At 54.5% G+C, this 20,183-nt stretch carries 16 protein-coding genes; 7 read left to right on the top strand and 9 right to left on the bottom strand.

What is annotated here, in order from left to right; all coding sequences use genetic code 11:
• Positions 1–212: 212 nt before the first annotated feature.
• The 4 genes from MK110_04930 to MK110_04915 are packed head-to-tail and all read right to left on the bottom strand — an operon-like array spanning position 213 to position 3,855.
• A complete protein-coding gene (locus MK110_04930; protein ID MCH2210621.1) occupies positions 213–1,262 on the bottom strand; it encodes a Gfo/Idh/MocA family oxidoreductase in 1,050 nt (349 codons plus the stop codon).
• Positions 1,259–2,116 carry an acyl-ACP--UDP-N-acetylglucosamine O-acyltransferase gene (gene lpxA / locus MK110_04925; GenBank protein ID MCH2210620.1) on the bottom strand — a complete coding sequence of 286 codons (858 nt, stop codon included), beginning with the start codon at positions 2,114–2,116 and terminating at the stop codon, positions 1,259–1,261. Before lpxA ends, MK110_04930 begins: the two co-directional genes overlap by 4 nt.
• A gap of 51 nt (positions 2,117–2,167) precedes the next feature.
• Positions 2,168–3,187: a UDP-3-O-acyl-N-acetylglucosamine deacetylase gene (gene lpxC / locus MK110_04920; protein ID MCH2210619.1), complete on the bottom strand. Its 1,020-nt coding sequence runs from the start codon at positions 3,185–3,187 to the stop codon at positions 2,168–2,170.
• Positions 3,187–3,855 carry an OmpH family outer membrane protein gene (locus MK110_04915; GenBank protein MCH2210618.1) on the bottom strand — a complete coding sequence of 223 codons (669 nt, stop codon included), beginning with the start codon at positions 3,853–3,855 and terminating at the stop codon, positions 3,187–3,189. Before MK110_04915 ends, lpxC begins: the two co-directional genes overlap by 1 nt.
• Positions 3,856–4,108: 253 nt before the next feature.
• Here MK110_04915 and MK110_04910 point away from each other — a divergent pair, with 253 nt between their 5' ends.
• The 6 genes from MK110_04910 (at position 4,109) to MK110_04885 (ending at position 13,555) form a co-directional block, all read left to right on the top strand.
• Positions 4,109–7,225, top strand: a complete 3,117-nt coding sequence (locus MK110_04910; GenBank protein ID MCH2210617.1) for a YCF48-related protein — start codon at positions 4,109–4,111, stop codon at positions 7,223–7,225.
• Between the two features lie 10 nt (positions 7,226–7,235).
• On the top strand, positions 7,236–8,186 hold the full coding sequence (locus tag MK110_04905; GenBank protein MCH2210616.1) for a hypothetical protein: 951 nt from the start codon (positions 7,236–7,238) through the stop codon (positions 8,184–8,186).
• Positions 8,187–8,338: 152 nt separating this feature from the next.
• Positions 8,339–9,613 (top strand): CCA tRNA nucleotidyltransferase, encoded by a 1,275-nt coding sequence (locus MK110_04900; protein MCH2210615.1) that lies wholly within the window; start codon positions 8,339–8,341, stop codon positions 9,611–9,613.
• Between the two features lie 146 nt (positions 9,614–9,759).
• Positions 9,760–11,073, top strand: coding sequence for an MFS transporter (locus MK110_04895; GenBank protein ID MCH2210614.1), 1,314 nt, complete (start codon positions 9,760–9,762; stop codon positions 11,071–11,073).
• Positions 11,070–12,269: a hypothetical protein gene (locus MK110_04890; protein MCH2210613.1), complete on the top strand. Its 1,200-nt coding sequence runs from the start codon at positions 11,070–11,072 to the stop codon at positions 12,267–12,269. Before MK110_04895 ends, MK110_04890 begins: the two co-directional genes overlap by 4 nt.
• A 146-nt stretch (positions 12,270–12,415) precedes the next feature.
• The gene (locus MK110_04885; GenBank protein ID MCH2210612.1) at positions 12,416–13,555 is read left to right on the top strand and encodes an alpha-hydroxy-acid oxidizing protein; all 1,140 of its coding nucleotides are present in this window, start codon (positions 12,416–12,418) and stop codon (positions 13,553–13,555) included.
• 283 nt (positions 13,556–13,838) lie between these two features.
• On the opposite strand, the gene MK110_04880 is transcribed toward MK110_04885, so the two are convergent.
• The 5 genes from MK110_04880 to MK110_04860 form a co-directional block, all read right to left on the bottom strand.
• Positions 13,839–14,435, bottom strand: coding sequence for an HNH endonuclease (locus MK110_04880; GenBank protein ID MCH2210611.1), 597 nt, complete (start codon positions 14,433–14,435; stop codon positions 13,839–13,841).
• 473 nt (positions 14,436–14,908) lie between these two features.
• A complete protein-coding gene (locus tag MK110_04875; GenBank protein MCH2210610.1) occupies positions 14,909–15,844 on the bottom strand; it encodes a D-alanine--D-alanine ligase in 936 nt (311 codons plus the stop codon).
• Positions 15,845–15,860: 16 nt separating this feature from the next.
• Positions 15,861–16,745 carry a UDP-N-acetylmuramate dehydrogenase gene (gene murB / locus MK110_04870; GenBank protein MCH2210609.1) on the bottom strand — a complete coding sequence of 295 codons (885 nt, stop codon included), beginning with the start codon at positions 16,743–16,745 and terminating at the stop codon, positions 15,861–15,863.
• Positions 16,702–18,159, bottom strand: coding sequence for a hypothetical protein (locus MK110_04865; protein ID MCH2210608.1), 1,458 nt, complete (start codon positions 18,157–18,159; stop codon positions 16,702–16,704). The genes murB and MK110_04865 overlap by 44 nt, the downstream gene beginning before the upstream one ends.
• Positions 18,160–18,370: 211 nt before the next feature.
• On the bottom strand, positions 18,371–18,880 hold the full coding sequence (locus MK110_04860; GenBank protein MCH2210607.1) for a hypothetical protein: 510 nt from the start codon (positions 18,878–18,880) through the stop codon (positions 18,371–18,373).
• A gap of 178 nt (positions 18,881–19,058) precedes the next feature.
• On the opposite strand from MK110_04860, the gene MK110_04855 reads away from it, so the two are divergent.
• Complete coding sequence (locus tag MK110_04855; protein MCH2210606.1) at positions 19,059–20,021, top strand: hypothetical protein; 963 nt, start codon at positions 19,059–19,061, stop codon at positions 20,019–20,021.
• Positions 20,022–20,183 lie beyond the last annotated feature (162 nt).

Below are 20,183 nucleotides of genomic sequence, written 5' to 3'. Positions count from 1 at the left end.
CAGATTGTCCGATTTCAGCATCGTGCATCCTGTTCCGGAACAGGTTCCTGAAAGGAGTCGGCCGGCTGGAATTACCGTGGTCAGGGGTTTTACCGGAATGATGTCCTCAAGTCGAAGGACCGGACAGTGTGTACAGAAACTTCAGCCCGTGTGACAACAGACAAGCTGTTCCCTGACTGCTGTGTGGCGAATGTGTTTTCCCGTCAGCGTCTTCAGGCTGCTGCTTTTCCGGAAGAATCGGATGATGATGAATCCTGCCACGACCAGTGTTTCAGTGACTTAAGGACCTCACCGGCTACCAGCATTGCATCAAGGGCCTCCCGACCGCCAACACGAGGCCGTGTTTTGCCGTGAATCACTTCAACGAATTCCTGCAGTTCCGCGGTCAGGGCATCTCTGTCCGACGCCTGAATGGTCTTCTCTTCAACCCATTCCCCAAAAACCCGGTCTTTGAGTGTTAGTGGATCGGGAGTGGCGGCGGCGATGGTCCGGATCATGCCGGGGTTGGCGGCCACTGCGGCGGATGGTTCCCAGCTTGTGAGTATGCGAGCCTGAAGATCAACGTTCAGACATCCCCGGGAACTCCAGATCTGCATAGACCGTTCGGACACAGGAGCCATCCGGCTGGAGGTGATATCGACAATCGTACTGTTCGGCATTCGAAGGCGGGCCACGGCGCAGTCTTCATGCGGGCCGATCGTCACAGCACCAAAGGCTTCCACGGATTCAGGCAGTTCACCGATGAGTGCCAGTGCCAAATCAATGTCATGGATCATTAAATCGTGAACAACACCGATGTCAGTAGAGCGAAACGAGTAGGGGCTGACCCGCTGGCACCGCAGGTATTTGACGTCGTCGCAAAGACTCAGAGCTTCTTCGAAGGCCGGGTTGAATCGTTCGATATGACCGACCTGCAGGACGGTGTTATGTGTGTCAGCCAGTTTGCGAAGATGATTTGCATCTTTCAGACTGGTTGCCAGTGGTTTTTCCACCAGTGTGGGAACCCCGGCTTTGAGGAAATACTCCGCAGGTTCCAGGTGATACATGGTTGGAGTTGCAATCACCACACCGTCCAGATGATGCGGAAGACCTTGCACGTCTGCATACCACTGCGTTCGATATCGTTGCGCGATCTGCCGACCATGTTCCGGTCGGGGATCCACGACACCAGCGAGTTGCACACCATTCATACCTGCCAGGATACGAGCGTGGTGCTGTCCAAGTGACCCGACACCCACGACTGCCATTTGAAGATCGTTCATGCTGCTTTCGATTTCTGCACGGACTGCTGTTGTGTTGCCGTTTGATTGCGAATGGCTTCCCGGGCACGGCCAAGTTTACCGGCTCGCTGATTTTCAATGAATTGAAACAGTTCCCTAAGTTCCGCCGGTAGTGCGTCGTCAATTGTGTTTTCAAGACTGCTGCGAACCTCTTCCAGCGGTTGTCGTTTACGAAACAGCAGTCGAAATGCAACTCGCAGGTGCTGAATTGAATCTTCAGAAATTCCGGCTCTTCGCATTCCGACGATGTTCAGTGTTTTCACGGCAGGATTATCATTGCCGGCAGCCAGCATAAAGGGGGGGATATCGTGCGGAACACGGCAGCCTCCGCTGACGAAGCTCAGACGCCCGAGTGTTGAGAAATGATGGACCACCGTATTGCCCGAGACAATTGCTCCATTGTGCACATGAACGTGTCCGCCCAGCAGTACACCGTTGACAAGGATGACCTTGTCAAAGATGTGACAATTGTGAGCGACGTGACTGTTGGCCATGAACATGTTGCCGTTGCCGATGCGTGTGCACCCGTCTTCTTTCTCGGCACCCCTGCTGACTGTCACACCTTCCCGAAAAATATTGTCATTGCCGATCACCACCTGGGTGTCTGTGTCCTGGTAACTGATGTCCTGAGGTTCGCCACCGATGACGCAGCCCGGATACACACGATTTCTTTGCCCGAGTGTTGTCCGGCCGGTAAGGACGACGTGACTCTGCAGCACGGTTTCGTCGCCAATGGTTACCTGCGGACCGACCACACAGAATGGTCCGATTTTGACTCCTGGACCGAGTCTGGCTGAGGAATGCACCTCGGACAGCGGCGAGACTTGTGGTTCCATGCTGGTCATCCTGATTGATATGTGCCGTCCTGGCGATAACCGTTGCGGGTTTCATGCGGCCGATGAAATAGATTGAGAATGACTGTCGGCCATTCGGGATACTTCCTCAGCGAGTCGATGATTGAGTTTGTGTCCACTGCGAACAGCGGTCAGGTGACCATACACCGATCGTCCGCTGAGTGCTAAATCACCCACGCAGTCCAGCAGTTTATGTCGAACGCACTCATCCGGCCATCGCAGTCTGTTGTTCCATGTCCCGTCAGTTCCGCAAACCAGTAGATCCCGGTCAGTGAGATGCCGACCATATCCCAGTCCCCGGAGCATGGTGATTTCTGATTCCAGTACAAACGTTCTTGCAGACGCTATTTCGCGGACAAAGATATCGGGCGTCAATTCGATTGAATAAATCTGGGGAGGTATCGGAGCCCGCCTACCATAGTCCAGTTGCCAGGTGACGGCCAGCAGTGACCGTACGTAGGGTCGCAGCACGACCGACTGTCCGCCATCGGACTTCAACATCATTTGGTCGGTTATGGCAAATGCTTCCACGCATTCCGACAGTTCCTGCAGACCCTTATCCAGCATTGCGTTGCAAAAGACACGACTGGATGCGTCAAATGATGGAACCTCCGGCCCATTGATTTCAATAACACAGTTGTCGACACCAATTCCGGCAATGGCGGCCATTAGATGTTCGACAGTTTCCACAAGCGGTTGACCGGCACGTCCCAGTATTGTTCGACGTGCGGCCGCCAGGACATAGTCGTGTCGCGCCGGAACTGTTGGGATATCGGGAAGGTCGCAGCGGCGGAACACGATACCGGTACCGGCTTCTGCGGGAAGTAGGCGAATGCGGGCCGGTATGCCGTGAAACAGGCCTGGCCCTTCCAGTTCAACCGGACCTGCCAGTGTCTGCTGCAGACGTTTGTGCGCGGCTTCAATCACAATTTCTCCCAACAGCCAGGACAACAGCTGATCCGGGCAGGAAAACCGACAGCCGGGTGTCAGTACAGACAGCTGTCGGGTTTGGTTGCCTTCATGCGACGACCCGATGGATCGTCGACGTTTCATTAGCGTTTAACAGGTTTCCGGTTACCTGCCGACTGAGTCGGAGTACGGCCGGATTTCCTGTTGTATTGATTGTTAAGCTGTTTGAGAACGATTTCAGTGATGTCGTTACCACTCTGGTGGTAAATCACATTCTTGTTCATTGCCTGAATGGCCTGCTGAGGCTGCATTTCGTCGTCGACACCTTTACGGTTAAAACGAAGGACCAGAGAGTATTCGGCGTATTCAGAGTAAGCTTTCACCATTCTGCTGACATCAGCGTAGATCGTTTTCAGCATTTCGGTTTCGCGTCGGGCGAGTTTACGCTGGGTGGCGGCCCGCCATGATTCAAACTTGGCCTTTTCGTCCAGAAGTCGGCGTTCAATATTTTCGTATTCAGGACTGCCGGGGTCGAAATCTTTGGACTGTTGGCTGAGTTGTTCCTGCAATGCCTTAAATTCGCCTGCCATGTCCTTGGCTTCGGCATCGCTTTGCTGTACCGCAGCCTGGAGTCCTTCTCGAAGCTCTTTGAATTTTTCGTAGTTCTGGAACACATGGGCCATGTCAATCAGACCTACCCGGGTTGCATCACGCTTCTTTTGCGAGGTTTTGCGTTCCTGAGCATCTGCCCGATTATCTGTTGCCACAACGGCAAATGTGAGGAGAGAAAGGATGAGTGTGAGGCGTTTCACGGTAGGACACTCCTTTGCCGGTTTCTGACCCGATCGTCAGGACAGCATATCATCGTGGGAAGGAAAGATTGAGATAAGCGGAAATCTCTCAGACCCCGGATTTCCGGTCAATATGAGAGATGTGCGGCCTGCCCCCAAAAAGTCACCAGTTCGGTTCCCAAGTTTTTCCACGGCAGACAAATCGGCAGTTCCTGCCTGCAATCCAGTTCGGCTCCCTGTAACTGAAGGGATTTGGTATGACCGGCGTATGAGGATGCAAATAGCATTTTTTCAGACATGGTTCGCCTGGACGCTGCTGGCACCGACGGCAGCCGCCGAATATCGGTTGATTGCTCATGATCCGATTCCACCGGCGTTCTTAAGTACGCCGGTGTACCGTTCCGCAGCCATTATTGATGATGCGTCCCTGTACGATGTGGCTGTGGTTGGCCGGCAATGTTGGGCAGTTGGGGAACGTGGGGTAGTTGTTCATTCTGGTGATGCCGGCAAGACGTGGGTTTCGGGCGTTCTGCCCTTTGACTGCAGCCTGAACAGTGTCTGTTTTCTCACGAATCGTATCGGTTTTATCGCCGGCATTCGTGCTGATCTGCATTCTAAGTTAGATCGTGGCGTTTTATTGACGACGGACGACGGCGGGCAGACATGGAAAAACGTATCACCAGACGTTCAGTTGCCTGGTCTGCGGATGGTTCGGTTCTTTGGGCTGGACAAGGGCATCGTGGTCACCACGCCCGGTCACGGCGAGGGAGGATCCGTTCTGATTACAACAGATGCCGGCCGGTCCTGGAAGGAAATTGAATCAGACAATGCTTCGGCTGACTGGGGCAGTGCCGCATTTGTGAGTCCGGACGAGGGGATCCTGGTTGGGGGAGGCCGGGCGTATGGCGTGGTTAACAGCAACAAACTGTCAATTCTTGGAGACCCCGGGAATTCTTTGCAGACTGTCCATGCGGTGTCCTTTTCCGACGATGGTCGAGCATGGATTGTGGGGGATGGTGGCTACGTTCGTCGGAGCGTGAACCGCGGGGTAAGCTGGAAAATTCCTGCACGATTCCCTGACGAGATTCGGGACATCTATTGTCTTCGCAGTGTGGTGCATGACGGTGAACGTGTCTGTGTTGCCGGGACACCGGCTTCAAGTGTTTTAGTCAGTGATGACGCAGGAACCACGTGGAGCAGGATTCCCTGTGCCAGAGGTGGTTCGATCAATCGACTGACTCGTTTGGGAGCGGATTCGCTCTTGGCCGTCGGGGCGTGGGGAATGATCCTGCAATCAGATGATTTTGGACGCAGTTGGAAAAGTGTGCGTAATGGCGACCGGCGATCGGCGTTGATGTACATCGTGACGGATCCTCAGGACGTGGCCCCGTTGATGCTCGCCAAAGTTGCCGGGGAAGACGGTTACCGGGTGAGCGTGCTGCAACCTTCGCGGCGATTAGTTGATGAACAAAATCCGGAGCGGTGGCGGTCGCAAATCGCCGGTTTGGGTGTAAACACGATGACAGCAGACTGGCGGTTCGCCCGAACGAAACATCAGCAGGCTGTGTCGCAGTCGTCGCTGCTTCAGACATGGGATATGTTGTCGGACGGTCGGTTGCGGAAACTACTTCCGCTACGTCTGGCAGCTGAAATTCGAACATGGCGTCCAAACGTGATATGTATCGAATCGTCCGGAGAAAATGACGGTGTCGCAGCGATTTGGCGGTCAGTGATCAAATCAGCCGGTGAAATTGCGGCAGGATCAGACCCTCGATCCTCCCCGCTGCTCAAGGCAGGACTGCTGCCCTGGACCGTGCAGCGCGTGATCATTCGCACTCATAAGAACAGTACTCCGCTGGAATATCGTGCCGACTTCGTGTTGCCGACGCTGAGGACGACAGCCGGTCTGGTGGCTCACAACTGGTACTCGGCTACAAATCCCAATGTCCGTTCGGGGAACGACGATGTGGCTTATGCAGTCCACCGCAGATCCGCGGCCGCCACACCCGATGCGATGTTTCGAAACATCCCGGTGACACCTGGCAGCGGTGGAAGACGCCGGCTGTTACAGCCGGATCACGACATTGGCGATCTGGAAGAAACTGTCAAAAAACATCATACTCAAAAGCTGGCTCTGACCACGCAAATAGAGCGTCGACCCGCAGGGGGAGAGCTCATCGCACATATGCGGACCATTGGCAGTAACATGCCGGCTGCACTGTCATCTGCTCAGCTGCAGCACGCACTGGAACTGTTTTGTCAGCGTGAGAATCTGGAAGGCAGGATTGCAGTCCGCAGGGAATTCATACGTCGATTTCCCGACTCACCGCAGGCTGCTTACGCTGCAGAAGATCTGCACCTGCTGTATTCCTCTGCAGAGATTCTGACCCTGCGAAAAAGCGGGCGACCGTTCCATGACAGGGGACAACGCCATGCTGCTTCACATATTCCCGCGGATCAGCGGCCGTTATCTGTTAAGCCATGGGTTCTTCCCGCCGCCGGAACGTCGCTTGATCGTTTTTACCGGAGCAATGGTCGGGAAGACAGGGCTCTCGATGAACACTGGAATCAGCAGGCCGTTATTTCGTGGGGGCATCTGAATCAGCTCGCTCCGGATTCGGCTTTATCGGCTCAGCAGAAACTCATCGTTGCTGCCCGTTACCGTCGATTGCATCAGCCTGGGAAAGAACGGACTGCACTGGCCGCCGCGTCCGGTGCTCCGGACTGGCGGCGCCTGCTGGCGGTTAATGAAATGCAGGCCGGATTCTCTGCTGTGGAACCTGTGATTGAGGCGTTTAATCTGCCTGAGACTCATCGGCGTCCCCGACTGGACGGGGTACTCAGCGATCAGTGCTGGCAGCAGGCTCCGGAAATTCAGCTAACCGGCGGAGGATCGGCGGACGGAACGACGAACAGCCTGGTGATGTTGAGCTGGGATCCTAAGTTCCTGTATTTCGCCGGTCATTTGCCGACGGTGGACGACATCCAGCCTGAGACAGAGAAATTCGATCGAACGCATGATGAAGCTGATATGACAGCTGACCATATTGAACTGCGACTGGACATCGACCGTGACTATTCGACGGCCTGGCATTTCGTGGTTGACAGTGCGGGCCGGACGTCCGATCGCTGCTGGCAGTTTGATAACTGGAATCCCCGGTGGTACGTGGCAACTCAGCGTGACCGGACCGGCTGGCGCTTCGAGGTTGCCATTCCGGTTCAGGAACTGCAGTCTCATCCACTGGAAGCCGGTGCCGGATGGGCCGTAAGCGTTCGTCGTGTTGTCCCCGGCTATGCCGATCAGCGCGTCGAAGTTTCTGACGAGGCGAAGCAGCTGAAGACTCGATACAGTCTGATCCGTTTTATACGAAACAGACGTCCGAAGTCATGATCATCAATATATGACATTCTTCATCGGAACCGACGAAGCCGGCTACGGTCCGAACCTGGGGCCATTACTGATTACAGCGACGGCCTGGCGATTTCCGCAGGGGACAACCAGTCCTCTGTGCTGGCAGCTGCTGAGTCGCGCCGTGGGTACCGCTGCGCCGGAGCAGCCGGAACAGCTGCAGGTTGCTGATTCGAAAAAAATATACTCGTCTGGTGGTTCCATGGTTCCGCTGGAGAAATCGGTATTGGCGTTTCTGAATCTGTTGAATCAGATGCCGCATGATTTTGATTCGCTGGGGACCGCGGTAGCCGGTGCTGAATTTCAGCGTGCTTTGGATCGTCAAAGATGTCGGCCTTCGGTTCGTGAGGGTGTACCGGTGCAGACAGATGCCGGGTTGATCGAACGGTCGTCACTGCAACTGCGTCAGACGCTCCGTGAGGCAGATGCGGAAATGGTAACCGTGCGATCTCGCATCATTTTCCCTGATGAATTCAACGATCTTGTCGCAGCGGCGGGATCCAAAGGCCGTGTTCTGTCAGTGGAGACGCTGCAACTGGTGTCAGAAATTGTCCGCGAGGAACGACCAAACACCGCTCAGATTATCTGTGACAAACACGGGGGAAGAAATCGCTACGCCGAGCTGATTTCGGCAGCGTTTGATGATGAGTTCGTGTTTGGCCTGGAAGAAGGACGAGAGCTGTCGCGGTATCGCCTGAATAACTTAGAGTTTCGTTTTCAAACGAAAGCCGAAGAACACCTTCCGGTTGCGGTAGCCTCTATGATATCAAAATACGTGCGTGAAGTTGCAATGCTCGAATTCAACGCGTTTTGGAGGCAGATGATTCCTGAGTTGAAGCCCACGCAGGGGTATCCGGTGGACGCGGCGCGATTTGTTAAAGAAATTGAACAGGAGCTGGATCGACAGAACATACCCAGGAATACGGTCTGGCGTTTCCGGTAGCAGTAGTGGATGAGTCGGCAGTTTCGGCTTCGCAGGGACGGTGATTTCAAACAAAACGGAACTTCATCATTTCAGGCAATGTCCGTGTTGATCCGGGGGGACCTGAAGGTCATGTATGGACAGGCTTAAACTGTTCCGCAACGATTGATGCTATGGTAGACAGTCTAAATTTTCCTGATTCTGAGCTGAAAACATTCGCGTTTCGCGTTGTGCGCAAACTGGATGCTGCCGGATTTGAAGCTGTGTGGGCCGGTGGGTGTGTGCGCGATGCCTTACGCGGGTTTGTTCCCAAAGATTACGACGTTGCCACTTCAGCCCGACCGGAGGAGGTGATTCAGCTGTTTGGCCGGGAAAAGACAGTCGGTGTCGGTGCCAGTTTCGGTGTGATAGTTGTTTTGGGAAAGTGTAAATCGGACGGTCAGGTTGAAGTTGCGACATTTCGTTCTGACGGAAAATACACTGACGGACGTCGTCCGAACCACGTTGAATTTTGTTCTGCCGAAAAAGACGCACAGCGACGTGATTTTACCATCAACGGTATGTTTTATGATCCGCTTGCTGAAAAAATGGTCGACTATGTTGGCGGGAGGCAGGACCTTGAACGATCAATCATCCGTGCCATTGGTAATCCGGTAGAACGATTTGAAGAAGACAAACTCAGAATGCTGCGTGCGGTCCGCTTTGCCGCTCGTTTTGAATTTGCACTGGACGATCGCACAGCGGAAGCCGTTAGGCGGCGAGCCGCAGACCTTACTCAGGTCAGCGAGGAACGAATCAGTCAGGAACTGAGGCAAATGCTGGCGCATTCTTCCAGACATTTGGCGCTGGAACTTCTGCGGAATCTGAATTTGTTTTCCGTTGTTTTTCCTGAAGTTTCAGATGAAGCCGAAAATACCGTTCTTCGGCTTGTGCCCTTTCTGCGTCTGCCGGTATTCGAACCGACTTTGGCAATGCTGCTGCAGGAACGACTTGATACGGACTTCGACCGGCATCGGGAGAGGATAAAACGTATTGCGTCAGTGTTGCGTCAACTCAGATTTTCTAACGAGGAAGTGTCTACGATCTGCTGGCTGTGTGACGCCTGCGATCGCTGTCAAAGCCCGACAGACCTGCCGCTGCACCGACTTAAGCCAATTCTGGCTGACCATCGGCACCCGCTGTTGCTGGATCTGATTGAGGCCCAGGTTCGGGCTGGTTTGCGGCCGCAATCTGATGCAGATTTTCTAAACAGGTATCTGAGTCAGACCACATCGGAAAGCCTGGACCCGCCACCGCTGATCTCAGGAGCTGATCTGAAACTGCTGGGAATGAAAGATGGCCCGGAATTCAGTGCCGTTCTTCGGACCATTCGCAATGAGCAACTGGACGAACTGATCTCAACGTGGCAAGAAGCGGTGGATCGGGTGATCTCGCTTCGTGAGAAGTGATCCACCGGGGCAGTATCCTGGCTGGTCCGGACAGTGCTCCGGAAAAAGGGACCGTGACTGAGGGTACCGATGTTACCAGTCAGGCATCCGGCACGAACGACTGATAAAAAATTTGTCTGTTCTCTGTGAAACCTGAATAATTCCGGGTGGAAAGCCAGGAGTGGGATCATCTGCGTGATCACGATAAACTTGTGCCTTTCGTCCCCCCTCTCCTGCAGTATGTATTGCTTCGATTTGTGATTCGATCATCCAGCCTCACCGGCATTATCCTGCTTGTTTCGGTCGCGCACGCCACTGTTCATCTGCTCGAACAGTCGATCGCAAGTGCAGAACTGGCTGTTTCAGCAGACTTCGACCTGACTGTGGCACAGTCAGGATGGCTGGGGTTTGCGTTACGATTGCCGTATGGCATCGGTGCGATTCTGGCCGGCCTGCTGGCGGATCGGTTTGGAGAGAAAAGAATCCTTGTGATTTATCTTTTGGGGGCAGCCGCGGCTTGTTTTGGGTTTTCCGCGGCAACCCATGTCGGAATGGTCTACATCCTGCTTGTTGGTCTGGGAACGAGCGCCAGCATGTATCATCCCGCTGGTTTGTCGATGCTGGCCAACGCCACAACCCCTGCCACACGACCCCGGGCTCTGGGAATACACGGCATCTTTGGGTCGCTTGGCATTGCATTCTCACCTTTCCTTGCGGGTCTGGTTCTGCGAATCGGAGACGGTGGATGGCGGGATTATTATTTACTGCTGGGGGCCGCGAGCGCCGTGCTCGGAGTGGTATTGCTGTACCGCCTCAAACCGACCCAGCGACCGGTCGTCAAATCGACACCGTCTGATCCTGTCGATCATCCTCATCGATTTCAGATAATTCCCTATTTACTGCTGGTGTTTTCCGGAGCCGTTGGCGGGTTGATCTATGGAGGGGTACTGCATTTCCTTCCACGTTATCTTTCAGAATCAGGTGCGCTGCAGATGCTTTCGGAAAGTTCGGCGGCGTCAGCCGGCAATTTTGCGGCCGCTGTTGCTTTGGTGTTTGGAGCGGTTGGACAATGGACGGCTGGCCGTCTGGCTGTTGCCCGCATGCTTCCCTTACAGCTGGCAGTCGTGTTTTTCTCCAACGCTCCGGCACTGATCTGGATGGCCCGGGCGGAAGGAGGCTCTCGACTTGCTGCCGCCGGAGTGTGGGCGTTTTTTCATTTCATGAGTCAACCGCTGTACAATGCGTTGCTGGCAGAGTTTATGTCTGTCGGACGCCGAAGTTTCGCGTACGGATTTAGCAATCTGATGGGATTTGGAATTGGAGCGATCGGACCGATCTTCGTGGCGGCATACGCCGACGCACCGCTGGGTTACACGGAGAGCTATCAGGCGTTGGCAGCTATTGCTGTGATCGCCGGTACGATTCCTCTGACCCTCCTGTCATCACGAATTGCCGTCCGGGAACAGGAAAGGCCGATGTGAAAATCCGTTCTTTGACAGCATTTCAGGTGCCGATTGCGCTGCGCAGGCCTGTGCGTCATGCGTCTCACGAGCGGTTTCACAACGACACGCTCATCGTCCGCTGTGAACTCTCCTGCGGACATGTGGGCTGGGGCGAAGGCCTGCCGCGCACGTATGTCACGGGAGAATCGATCGAATCTGTCTGGCGGCACCTTCAACACTCGTCATTTGAATCTCTGCGGGCCAACTTTCAGGATGTTCGTGAAGCTTCGGATCTCTTCGATCGATTCACTCTGGCGAGTGTCCCGGCTCCCGACGGTGTCATTCCTCGTGAGTGCTTCGGAAATTCTGTCCGATGTGCGCTGGAAATGGCGTTGCTGGACGCTGCCTGCAGGGCTGATGGTCAGAGTCTGGGAGACTTTATTGCCTCGCTACCGGAAGCTGGCGAGGTGACCGGGCAGCAGGACGAAGTTTTTTATAGCGGTGTTGTTACCTCCATGACAGCTCGCAGCCAGTGGCTGTCCGCGTGGAAGATGAAACTATTTGGATTCGGCAGCGTTAAGGTGAAAGTGGGACCAGACCCGAATGCGGATTACGACTGCCTTCGTCGGATCCGCAGCATTCTTGGGACCGAGGTCGACATTCGCCTTGACGCCAATGAGGCCTGGACGATTGAGGACACGGTTTCCCGTGTGGAACGACTGTTGCCGTTTCACCCGACAAGTGTGGAACAGCCAGTCCCTCACGCACTGGTTGCAGACCTTGCAAAGGTCCGGGCCCGGATCCCGGTCCCTGTTATGCTTGATGAGTCGTTGTGTTGTGAGGAAGACGGCCGGCGTGCGATTGAACAGCAAAGCTGCGATTTATTCAACATTCGACTTTCCAAGTGCGGTGGAATTCGCAGCTCGATTCGTCTGGTTGCTATGGCGGTTTCGAACGGTCTGGGATACCAGCTGGGTTGCCAGGTCGGTGAAACCGGAATTCTGTCGGCAGCCGGTCGACACTTCGCGTGCAATGTGAGCGGGATTCGATATCTGGAAGGTAGCTACGACAGGTTCCTGGTTCGAGAGGCTTTGACTCGCGAGAATCTGACATTTTCCCGCAGAGGTCGTGCTCCTCGGCTTCTTGGCTCTGGATTGGGAATCAACGTTAACGAAGAACGGATTCGATTGATCGCAGAACGTAAGATGGAGTTGATTTGCAGTCAGACGGATTGACGTCAAGCTGCATAACACTCACGCATATTTATTAAACACGAAATATCAGTATCCCATGAAAATTTTCTCTCCGTGGGATTCAATTCCCTGGGAGGATAACCTCCCTCGATCCGAGACCCTTCTTTAAACGCTCAAAGCTGCGTCCTATGCCCATTAACTCAAGACTCCCCTCCATCGAACATCTTCGGGACAAGGCCCGGCGTCGTATGCCGGGTTTCGCCTTCGACTATCTTGAGGGTGGCTGTAATTCCAATATCAACCTGCAACGCAACACGGATGAGATCCGCGATATTCGTCTGCAGCCCTACTATATCCGGGATTATGCAGGGTCTGATCTTCGTACCGAGCTCTTTGGTCAGACCTACGATGCACCATTCGGCATCGCTCCTATCGGCCTCCAGGGCCTGATGTGGCCTCGCTCCACCGAAATCCTGGCCAAGGCCGCGACGGAACATAACATTCCATTTATCCTGAGTACCGTTGGAACTGCCAGTATCGAGGAAGTCTCTGAAATCACCGGGGGTAAAGCGTGGTTTCAGCTTTATCACCCGGCCGAAGACGAGCTGAGGGATAAAATCCTTGCCAGGGCCAGTGCCGCGGCCTGTCCCGTTCTGGTTATTCTCGCTGACACTCCGACCTTCGGTTATCGGCCCAAAGAAATCCTCAACGGGCTTTCTATTCCTCCTCGGATGACTCCCCGGAATATTATCCAGATGATTACGCACCCCACCTGGTCTTTCTCACAGCTTGCAGCAGGAGTGCCTCAGTTCAAAACAATGACCCCCTACATTCCAAAGGGCCTCAGCATGAAGCATCTCGGCCTCTTTATGAACAAGACTTTCTCGGGAAGATTGAACGAGGACCGCATCAAGGCCATTCGGGATCGCTGGAAGGCCAAACTCGTCGTTAAGGGAATCGTGAACGAAGAGGACTGTGAAAAAGTCCTCCGCCTCGGGGTAGACGGAATCATTGCCTCGAATCACGGCGGACGACAACTCGACGCAGGACAATCGACGATCAGACCAATCCCTTCGCTGGCCGAATCCTACGGAGATAAACTCACTGTCATGATTGACAGTGGGTTGCGAGGAGGGCCGGATATCGCATGCGCGCTGGCCAGCGGAGCCCGCTTCACTTTTCTTGGACGCTCCTTCATGTATGGTGTCGGCGCTCTCGGTCGCGAAGGTGGCGATCACACTATCTCCATGCTCAAGCGTCAGCTGCAGCAGGTCATGGAGCAGCTGGCATGCGAGCGCGTCACCGATTTCCCCAATCATCTAGTCTGAGAGGACACGCCGGGCGCCCATTCCATCCTCACAAAATAGTGGAGAGATCTAAATCTCCATTCGAGATGCCCGGCCAGAGATTTCCGGTTGTCAAAGCCGGCTTCGAGAGTCAGTTACACATTATCGGAAAACCTGTATGGAAAACTGACCAGGGTGTTCGAGTCCCCTTCGTTCAGTGCTGTGATTTGTTGAGTACCGCCGGCGGACAATGTGTGCGTGTTCGCGTTCGATGAACTGTCATAGAAACCCGGATCGGTATTTACGGAGTCGGGATTGTGACGTTTTAGTTTTCCAGTTCCAGATTCCAGTACGCGTCGCTGATGAATTTTGACCAGCTCTCCAGACGAATCGTGTGGCGGGCATAAGCCGGACTCCAGATCGGTCGGCGGGGATGACGCTGCAGCGGCATTGAGGCCTTTTCCGGAGTTCGGTTTCCTTTGCGATGATTGCAGTTCACACAGGCCAGAACACAGTTGGACCAGGAGGACGTTCCACCCTGGGCACGAGGCAGGACGTGGTCAATCGTGAGTTCTTCACTGCCTGGACGGCAGCCGCAGTACTGACACATATAGGCATCGCGTTTGAAAACATTGCGACGACTGAACGCAACAACATTATGCGGCATTTTGTTGTAATGGGTTAATGTGACCACTTCCGGAACTCTTAGTCGTAGCCACTGAGCCTGGATCACGCGTTCGTCGTTTTCGGGCTTTAACCGGGCCCATTCGTCCCAGCTATGCTGCATGAAATTTTCGGGATCCACAATGCGGGCTGATTCGTTCCACACCTTGACCAGAGTTCGGGCAACCGTGGAAACACCCACCGGCTGCCAGCTCCGGTTGAGAACCAGAGTGGGGCGATTGAGTGACGAAGTGGACACGCACGTCCTTCCTGTTCCCGCGGCCGGCAATCCCGGCAACCTCGGCGAAACGCTGCCACGTTCCCGTCGGCATCGACTACATGCAGTCAAATAGACTCTCAATGCCAAGTGGCCGGAGAGTGCAGCCCAAAGAGTAATACCGTATCGGTTGCCGCGATGAGTTACGAGGCTAAATCAAAATGAATCTGTCAGCCGTGATCAGGAAATTGACTGAGGGGACGGTCCTGTACGAGCGAATGTTCCTCCTCAGATGAATCAGACAACCGGATTCGATCTATCCATGATCAGTGAAATAAAATTGTAACGATGGTTCATCGGGCTGGATTCAGTCGCTACACACACACACACACACACACACACACAACGGAATCAGAGCTTGTTCATCAGGCTGACAGCAGCGACGCCCGTTCAGCGGCACTCGTGCAGTCACACCGGCTCACAGGAGTAAAAATAAATAACCACCGTTCTTTCGCTTACTGCCGGCAGAATCCATTCACTGACACCCGCTGCAACTGAGACTGCACGCACCTGTCGCATAAGTCTGCGAGCGATAAGCCTGCCGCAGCGGCTGATAAGGGAACGAGGCTGTGAGATGTCATGCCGGGAATCGTATTGATCTCAAGAACGTAAGGACGATTGCTGTGATCAATCCGGAAATCAACCCGCAGGATTCCTTTGACGTTACATGCTTCGCAGACCTCAAGGGCGAGTGAAGACAAATTCGGCGGCAGATCGGCCGGCGAAACCTGGAAGTCGGTGGCGCTGCTTTCGTATTTGTTGTAGTAATCGTACCAACCGTTCTGAACATTGATTTCCACCGCCGGAAAGACATCGCCGTCAATCACCGGGATGCTGATTTCCCGTCCCGGTATGTACGACTCCACGACAACCTCGGAACAAAACGAAAATGCTGTATTGAGTGCTTCGTTCCAGTCTCCGGGATCTTTCACGATCGAGATTCCGATGCTCGATCCCTGCCTTGCCGGTTTCACTACCAGTGGAAATTCAAAAGGTGGCAAAGTGTCCGGTGAGTTGAGCGTGGTTCCGCGGGCCATTGGAACGCGGTATTTTTTGAGCCTGGTTCGCGTCCGCGATTTATCGAACGTCAGCGAGCTGCCGTCGATCGAACACCCGACCCAGGACAACCCCACTGCACGCAGCTGACGATGCAAAACGCCGTCTTCCCCACCCGTACCGTGCAGCATCGGAAAGGCAATATCCCACTGGCCCGGTGTGGGTTCCAGGACGGATGTCTGTGCAGGATCCCATTCTCCAACCGTATACCCGGCGGTTCGCAGTGCGTCCACGACTGTCCGACCGCTGTTCAGACTGACCTCTCGTTCAGCCGAACGACCTCCGGAGATGACCAGTACACGACATTTAGGCTGATGCAGCGTTGTTGGTGTCATGTGCAGTCGCGCCTCCTTACGACCAGCGACAAATCTCCAGTTCCAGTTCGACGCCGAATTTCTCTGACACGGCGGAACGGATTCGTGAGATTAACTGATCGACATCATGACAGGTTGCTCCTTTCTCCGTAACAATGAAGTTGGCATGCCGATCGCTGATGCGAGCCTGGCCGGACGTCATTCCCTTCAGTCCGCACTGTTCAATCAATGCTCCGGCACTCAGACCGCGAGGATTACGGAAGATGCACCCTGCGGACTGATCAGCCAGCGGCTGGGTCGCTCGCTTCATGATCCAGTTTTTTCTCATCCGGAGTGTCAGGTCATCTGACGGGTCGGACTTTAGCTGAAGTGTGGCCGACAGGACCAGAACGTCATCCAGACTGCATTGCCGATAAGAAAATACCAGCTCATCTCCCGTTCGTTCAACGACATCTCCCTGGCGGTTCAGTACCGACACTGACCGGATGAGTTTTCCAATATCGCCGTGTCGGCTTCCGGAGTTACCCAGTAATGCGCCACCAATGGTTCCTGGTATTCCTACCAGTGTTTCCAGTCCGGTCAGTTGTGCGCGAACGGCTTCTGAGACCGCGTTGGAAAGCAATGCTCCGCCGCCGGCTGTAACACTCTCACCAGTGACCGACACGTCACTCAACAGCGGTTCCGCAATGCGAATCACAGCTCCCCGTACTCCGTCATCCGATACCAGGACATTGGACCCACCGCCAAGAATCCTGACGGGAATCTCATTTTCGAGGCAGCAGCGAGCTACCTGCAGTAACTGGTCTTCAGTTTCAGGTGTCAGGAGATACTCAGCCCGACCACCCAGTCGCAACCAGGTGTAGGGCGCCAGCGATTCGTCACGCTGCAGAATCTCGCCGAAATCGTCGATGGACTTCGTCATGAATCTGATGCACTGTTCCGGCCCCCATTGTGAGGAAAACGTCCTCTGACCGGCCGGTCTGTTCTATGATTGAAACGACTGAATTCACTCCATCTGCGAACACAGCAGGAGTTCCTAAGTCACAAATTGTAGCAGCAAGGTCCCGGCTGGTTCGATGGCAGTTGGCCACAGAAATCGTTTCCCGTGCCGGAAACACGGGAAGCACCACCACTTGATCTGCCAGCGATAACGCCTGAGTAAACTGTTTCCGGCTGCGCTGCAGACGAACCATCTGGTGAGGCTCAAATACAACTCGAATTCGCCGTTCCGGAAACTGCTGACGAACCGTACTGAGTGTCGTTTTAACAGCAGTGGGGTGATGTGCATAGTCGTCCAGCATGCTCATTCCCCGGCAGGACCCGCGGTTATGCAGACGTCGCTTCACTCCGGGGAATCCGTTCAGTGCTGTTTGGCACTGAACGGCCGTCATTCCCATGTGAACGGCGGCCACGGTTGCCCCCAGCAGATTGCGGGCATTGTGTCGGCCGGACAGAGGGATTTTCAGGCTTCCGAAGCACTGTTGTCCGTGGCGGATCCTGACCGTCATGTGACCCGGTCCGGTGTGTGTGATACGTCCGGACCAGTCACCAGGAACGTCGTCCAGTGTCCAGCTGACGGTGTTCACACCAGCTGCAGCCGACAGGGACATACTTCGAGGACACGCGGCATTCACAAACGCACATCCATCGCCTGGTACTTTCCGGAGGAATTGAAGGTAAGCACTGTCTTCGGCATCCACTGAATCGAAATGATCGCAATCAATCCCGTTAAGAATAATGTGACCCGGTTGAAGCTGAAGGAACGAACAATCAAATTCACAGGCTTCAATGACGGCTACCGGACCGCGTCCGTAATGTCCGCCGTGTTGGGCGAATCCGGCCGGGGCAGAACTGTTCAGCTGAGCACCCACAAAAACACCGGGATCTGCGCCACTGCAGTGAAGCATCCAGGCGAGCAGACTGGATGTTGTACTCTTGCCGTGTGTTCCGGCGATGCAGATCTGAGAGCGTTCGGCGAACGCAGCACTCACAGCCGCATGCAGTGAGATTTCGGGGATCGACCGCTGCTGAATCCACGTTCGCAGCACAGCCGATTCGGGAATTGCCGGGGAACAGACACAGGAATCGATTGTTACGGCCGGATTCGGATCCATCCACGGGAGGAGGTGAACGTTATTTGTCAGCGGTGCCGTTCCCGTCGAGTCTGGACCGGCTACTTTCGGGCCATCGTTGTAAGTGATATCTGCCCCGAAGACGGTATGTCCGGCCTGATACAGAATTTCGGCAAGGGCCCGCATGCCGGATCCGGCCACGCCCAGTAAAAGACAGCGCTGTGGAACCGACCAATCGATTTGTCGATGTTTTAGCACTGACATACCCGCTTCCGGTTCGGTGATCAGGGCAGGAATAACAAGAGATCTGAAGTCGGAACTTAGCCGGAAGGTTAAGTCAGCCTCCGGTATCTGACAAGCACGGTCTCGCTCTTAGCATACGGCAGCTGAGAATTTACCTCGTGAACGGGAACGCAAGCTTTCTGTCCTGCGTTAACTGCCATTTCGGGAGTTCACACTTCCGGTTCCCTTACCCTCACTTCTGATCTTCGAGAGTTCGCGCACTTGGCCGACGAAAGCTCAGTGGTGTGAAACGCCGCTGCGGTGGACCAAAGCGATCGGTCTCCCCGGCAAGTTCCAGCAGAAGGACCTCGCAGGTTTCATTGGTGATCGGCGAGTTATGTGCAACGCGAATCACCAGCCAGCAAACGACAAGCGGGAGCGCGCAAATCGCGCCGAACCCCACGTTTTCGATGGCAGTGGCAATGATGGGGTCTCGATGTCTTTGCGCGGCAATGACTCGCTGGTCCTGAACAACCTCGGCGCGCATATCATCAATCGCACTTCTCTCCTCGCCGACTTGCTGCTGCAGTTCGCCATGCGTGGCGATCATTTGCTGACGGGCCAGGGCATCAGCCGCCACCAGTTCTTTGGAGGCCTGTGTGAGCTCGGCGGACTGGTCGGTGATGGAGCGGGTCAGCTCGGATTGTTGCCGGGCCGTCTGTCGCGCAAACTCGGCCAATTGACGATTGGCGTCATCATTCACAAGCAACGCTCGTTTGCAGACGACGACTAATGCTCGACCCTGATGACCTCATCAGCTACGAACTCTTCTTCCCGGGATCCATCACCGGTTCCACGGAAGTGGTATGCTGCTGATTCGAGTGTTACGATGAACCACGGGGACGATCACGGTTTTTTGAGACTTCTGGCCTGAGAATTGGATGCCCATTCACGTAATTTGTGATTCATGCAGCGCGGAGTACGATCTGAAGGACGAACTTGGTGGAAAGGACGTCAAGTGTCCAAAGTGCCAAGGGATCATTGATGTCCCCCCAGCCAAGGCCAAAGACGATGAAGCGGCGACTCGACGAGACGCTCCATCTGCCGGACATCCGGCATTTCACCGTGACAAATTCCTGTTGCGGCAGAAGCACCTGTCAATCTCCGAAAAGTACTTCGTGTGGGATGAAGCGGGCAATGAACTTCTGTTTGTTAAACGTCCTGCACACCTGATGCGCAATCTTCTGTCATTTTTTGTCGGGATCTTTATCCTAATAGGCGGTCTGATTCTGCTGGGTGGCGGTGCGGTTGCTTTACTGCCGGAGGGCGTAGCACAGGAAATCGGCACAGGCATCGGCGGTCTTGTCGCGGTCGTTGCGTCGATTGCTGCTTTCATCGCGATCCGACCAAAACGGCACATAGATTTTTATGCGGATTCGAATATGTCGGAATTGGTGTTAAAGACATTTCAGGACCAGAAATTGGCTCTATTCAATGCCACGTACACAGTGACGGATGCGGAAAATCAGTTACTGGGGACCTTTCGCAAGAATTATCTGTACAACATCATTCGAAAACGCTGGTATGGCTACGACGCAGACGGTTCGCTGCTTGTTGTCGCCAAAGAGGACTCGCTGATTCTTGCGTTGCTGAGGCGTTTTCTCGGCAACCTGTTCGGAATTCTGCGCCGCAATTACATATTTCTGAGACCCGATCAAGAATCAGCGCTGTACGATCCGACCGACGCTGCGGACTACGATCGTAAGGTAATTGGTGAATTTAATCGCAAATTCACCCTGCTGGATCGGTACGTCCTCGACATGAGCCAGGACCAGGGTCATGTGTTGGACCGTCGTCTGGCTGTAGCCCTTGGCGTACTGTTGGACACCGGCGAGAGACGATAGTGAGCGGCACAGTGGAAGACCCTTTCGACAACTCCATCGATAAGTCCGGTTCGTCTCCGACTTCCCTGTTCGTTGCTTTCTGTTGACGGCCTCGCCAGGCAGTAGACCAGGATCGCCGATTTGTGTTTAAAAGAGAAAAGGCGTTCGGCTTCTACTGTACGC

The organism is Fuerstiella sp., from assembly GCA_022447225.1.
Taxonomy (GTDB): Bacteria; Planctomycetota; Planctomycetia; order Planctomycetales; family Planctomycetaceae; genus S139-18.
The sequence above is the reverse complement of the archived record's forward strand: the minus strand, read 5'-3'. Positions and strand labels throughout refer to the sequence as shown.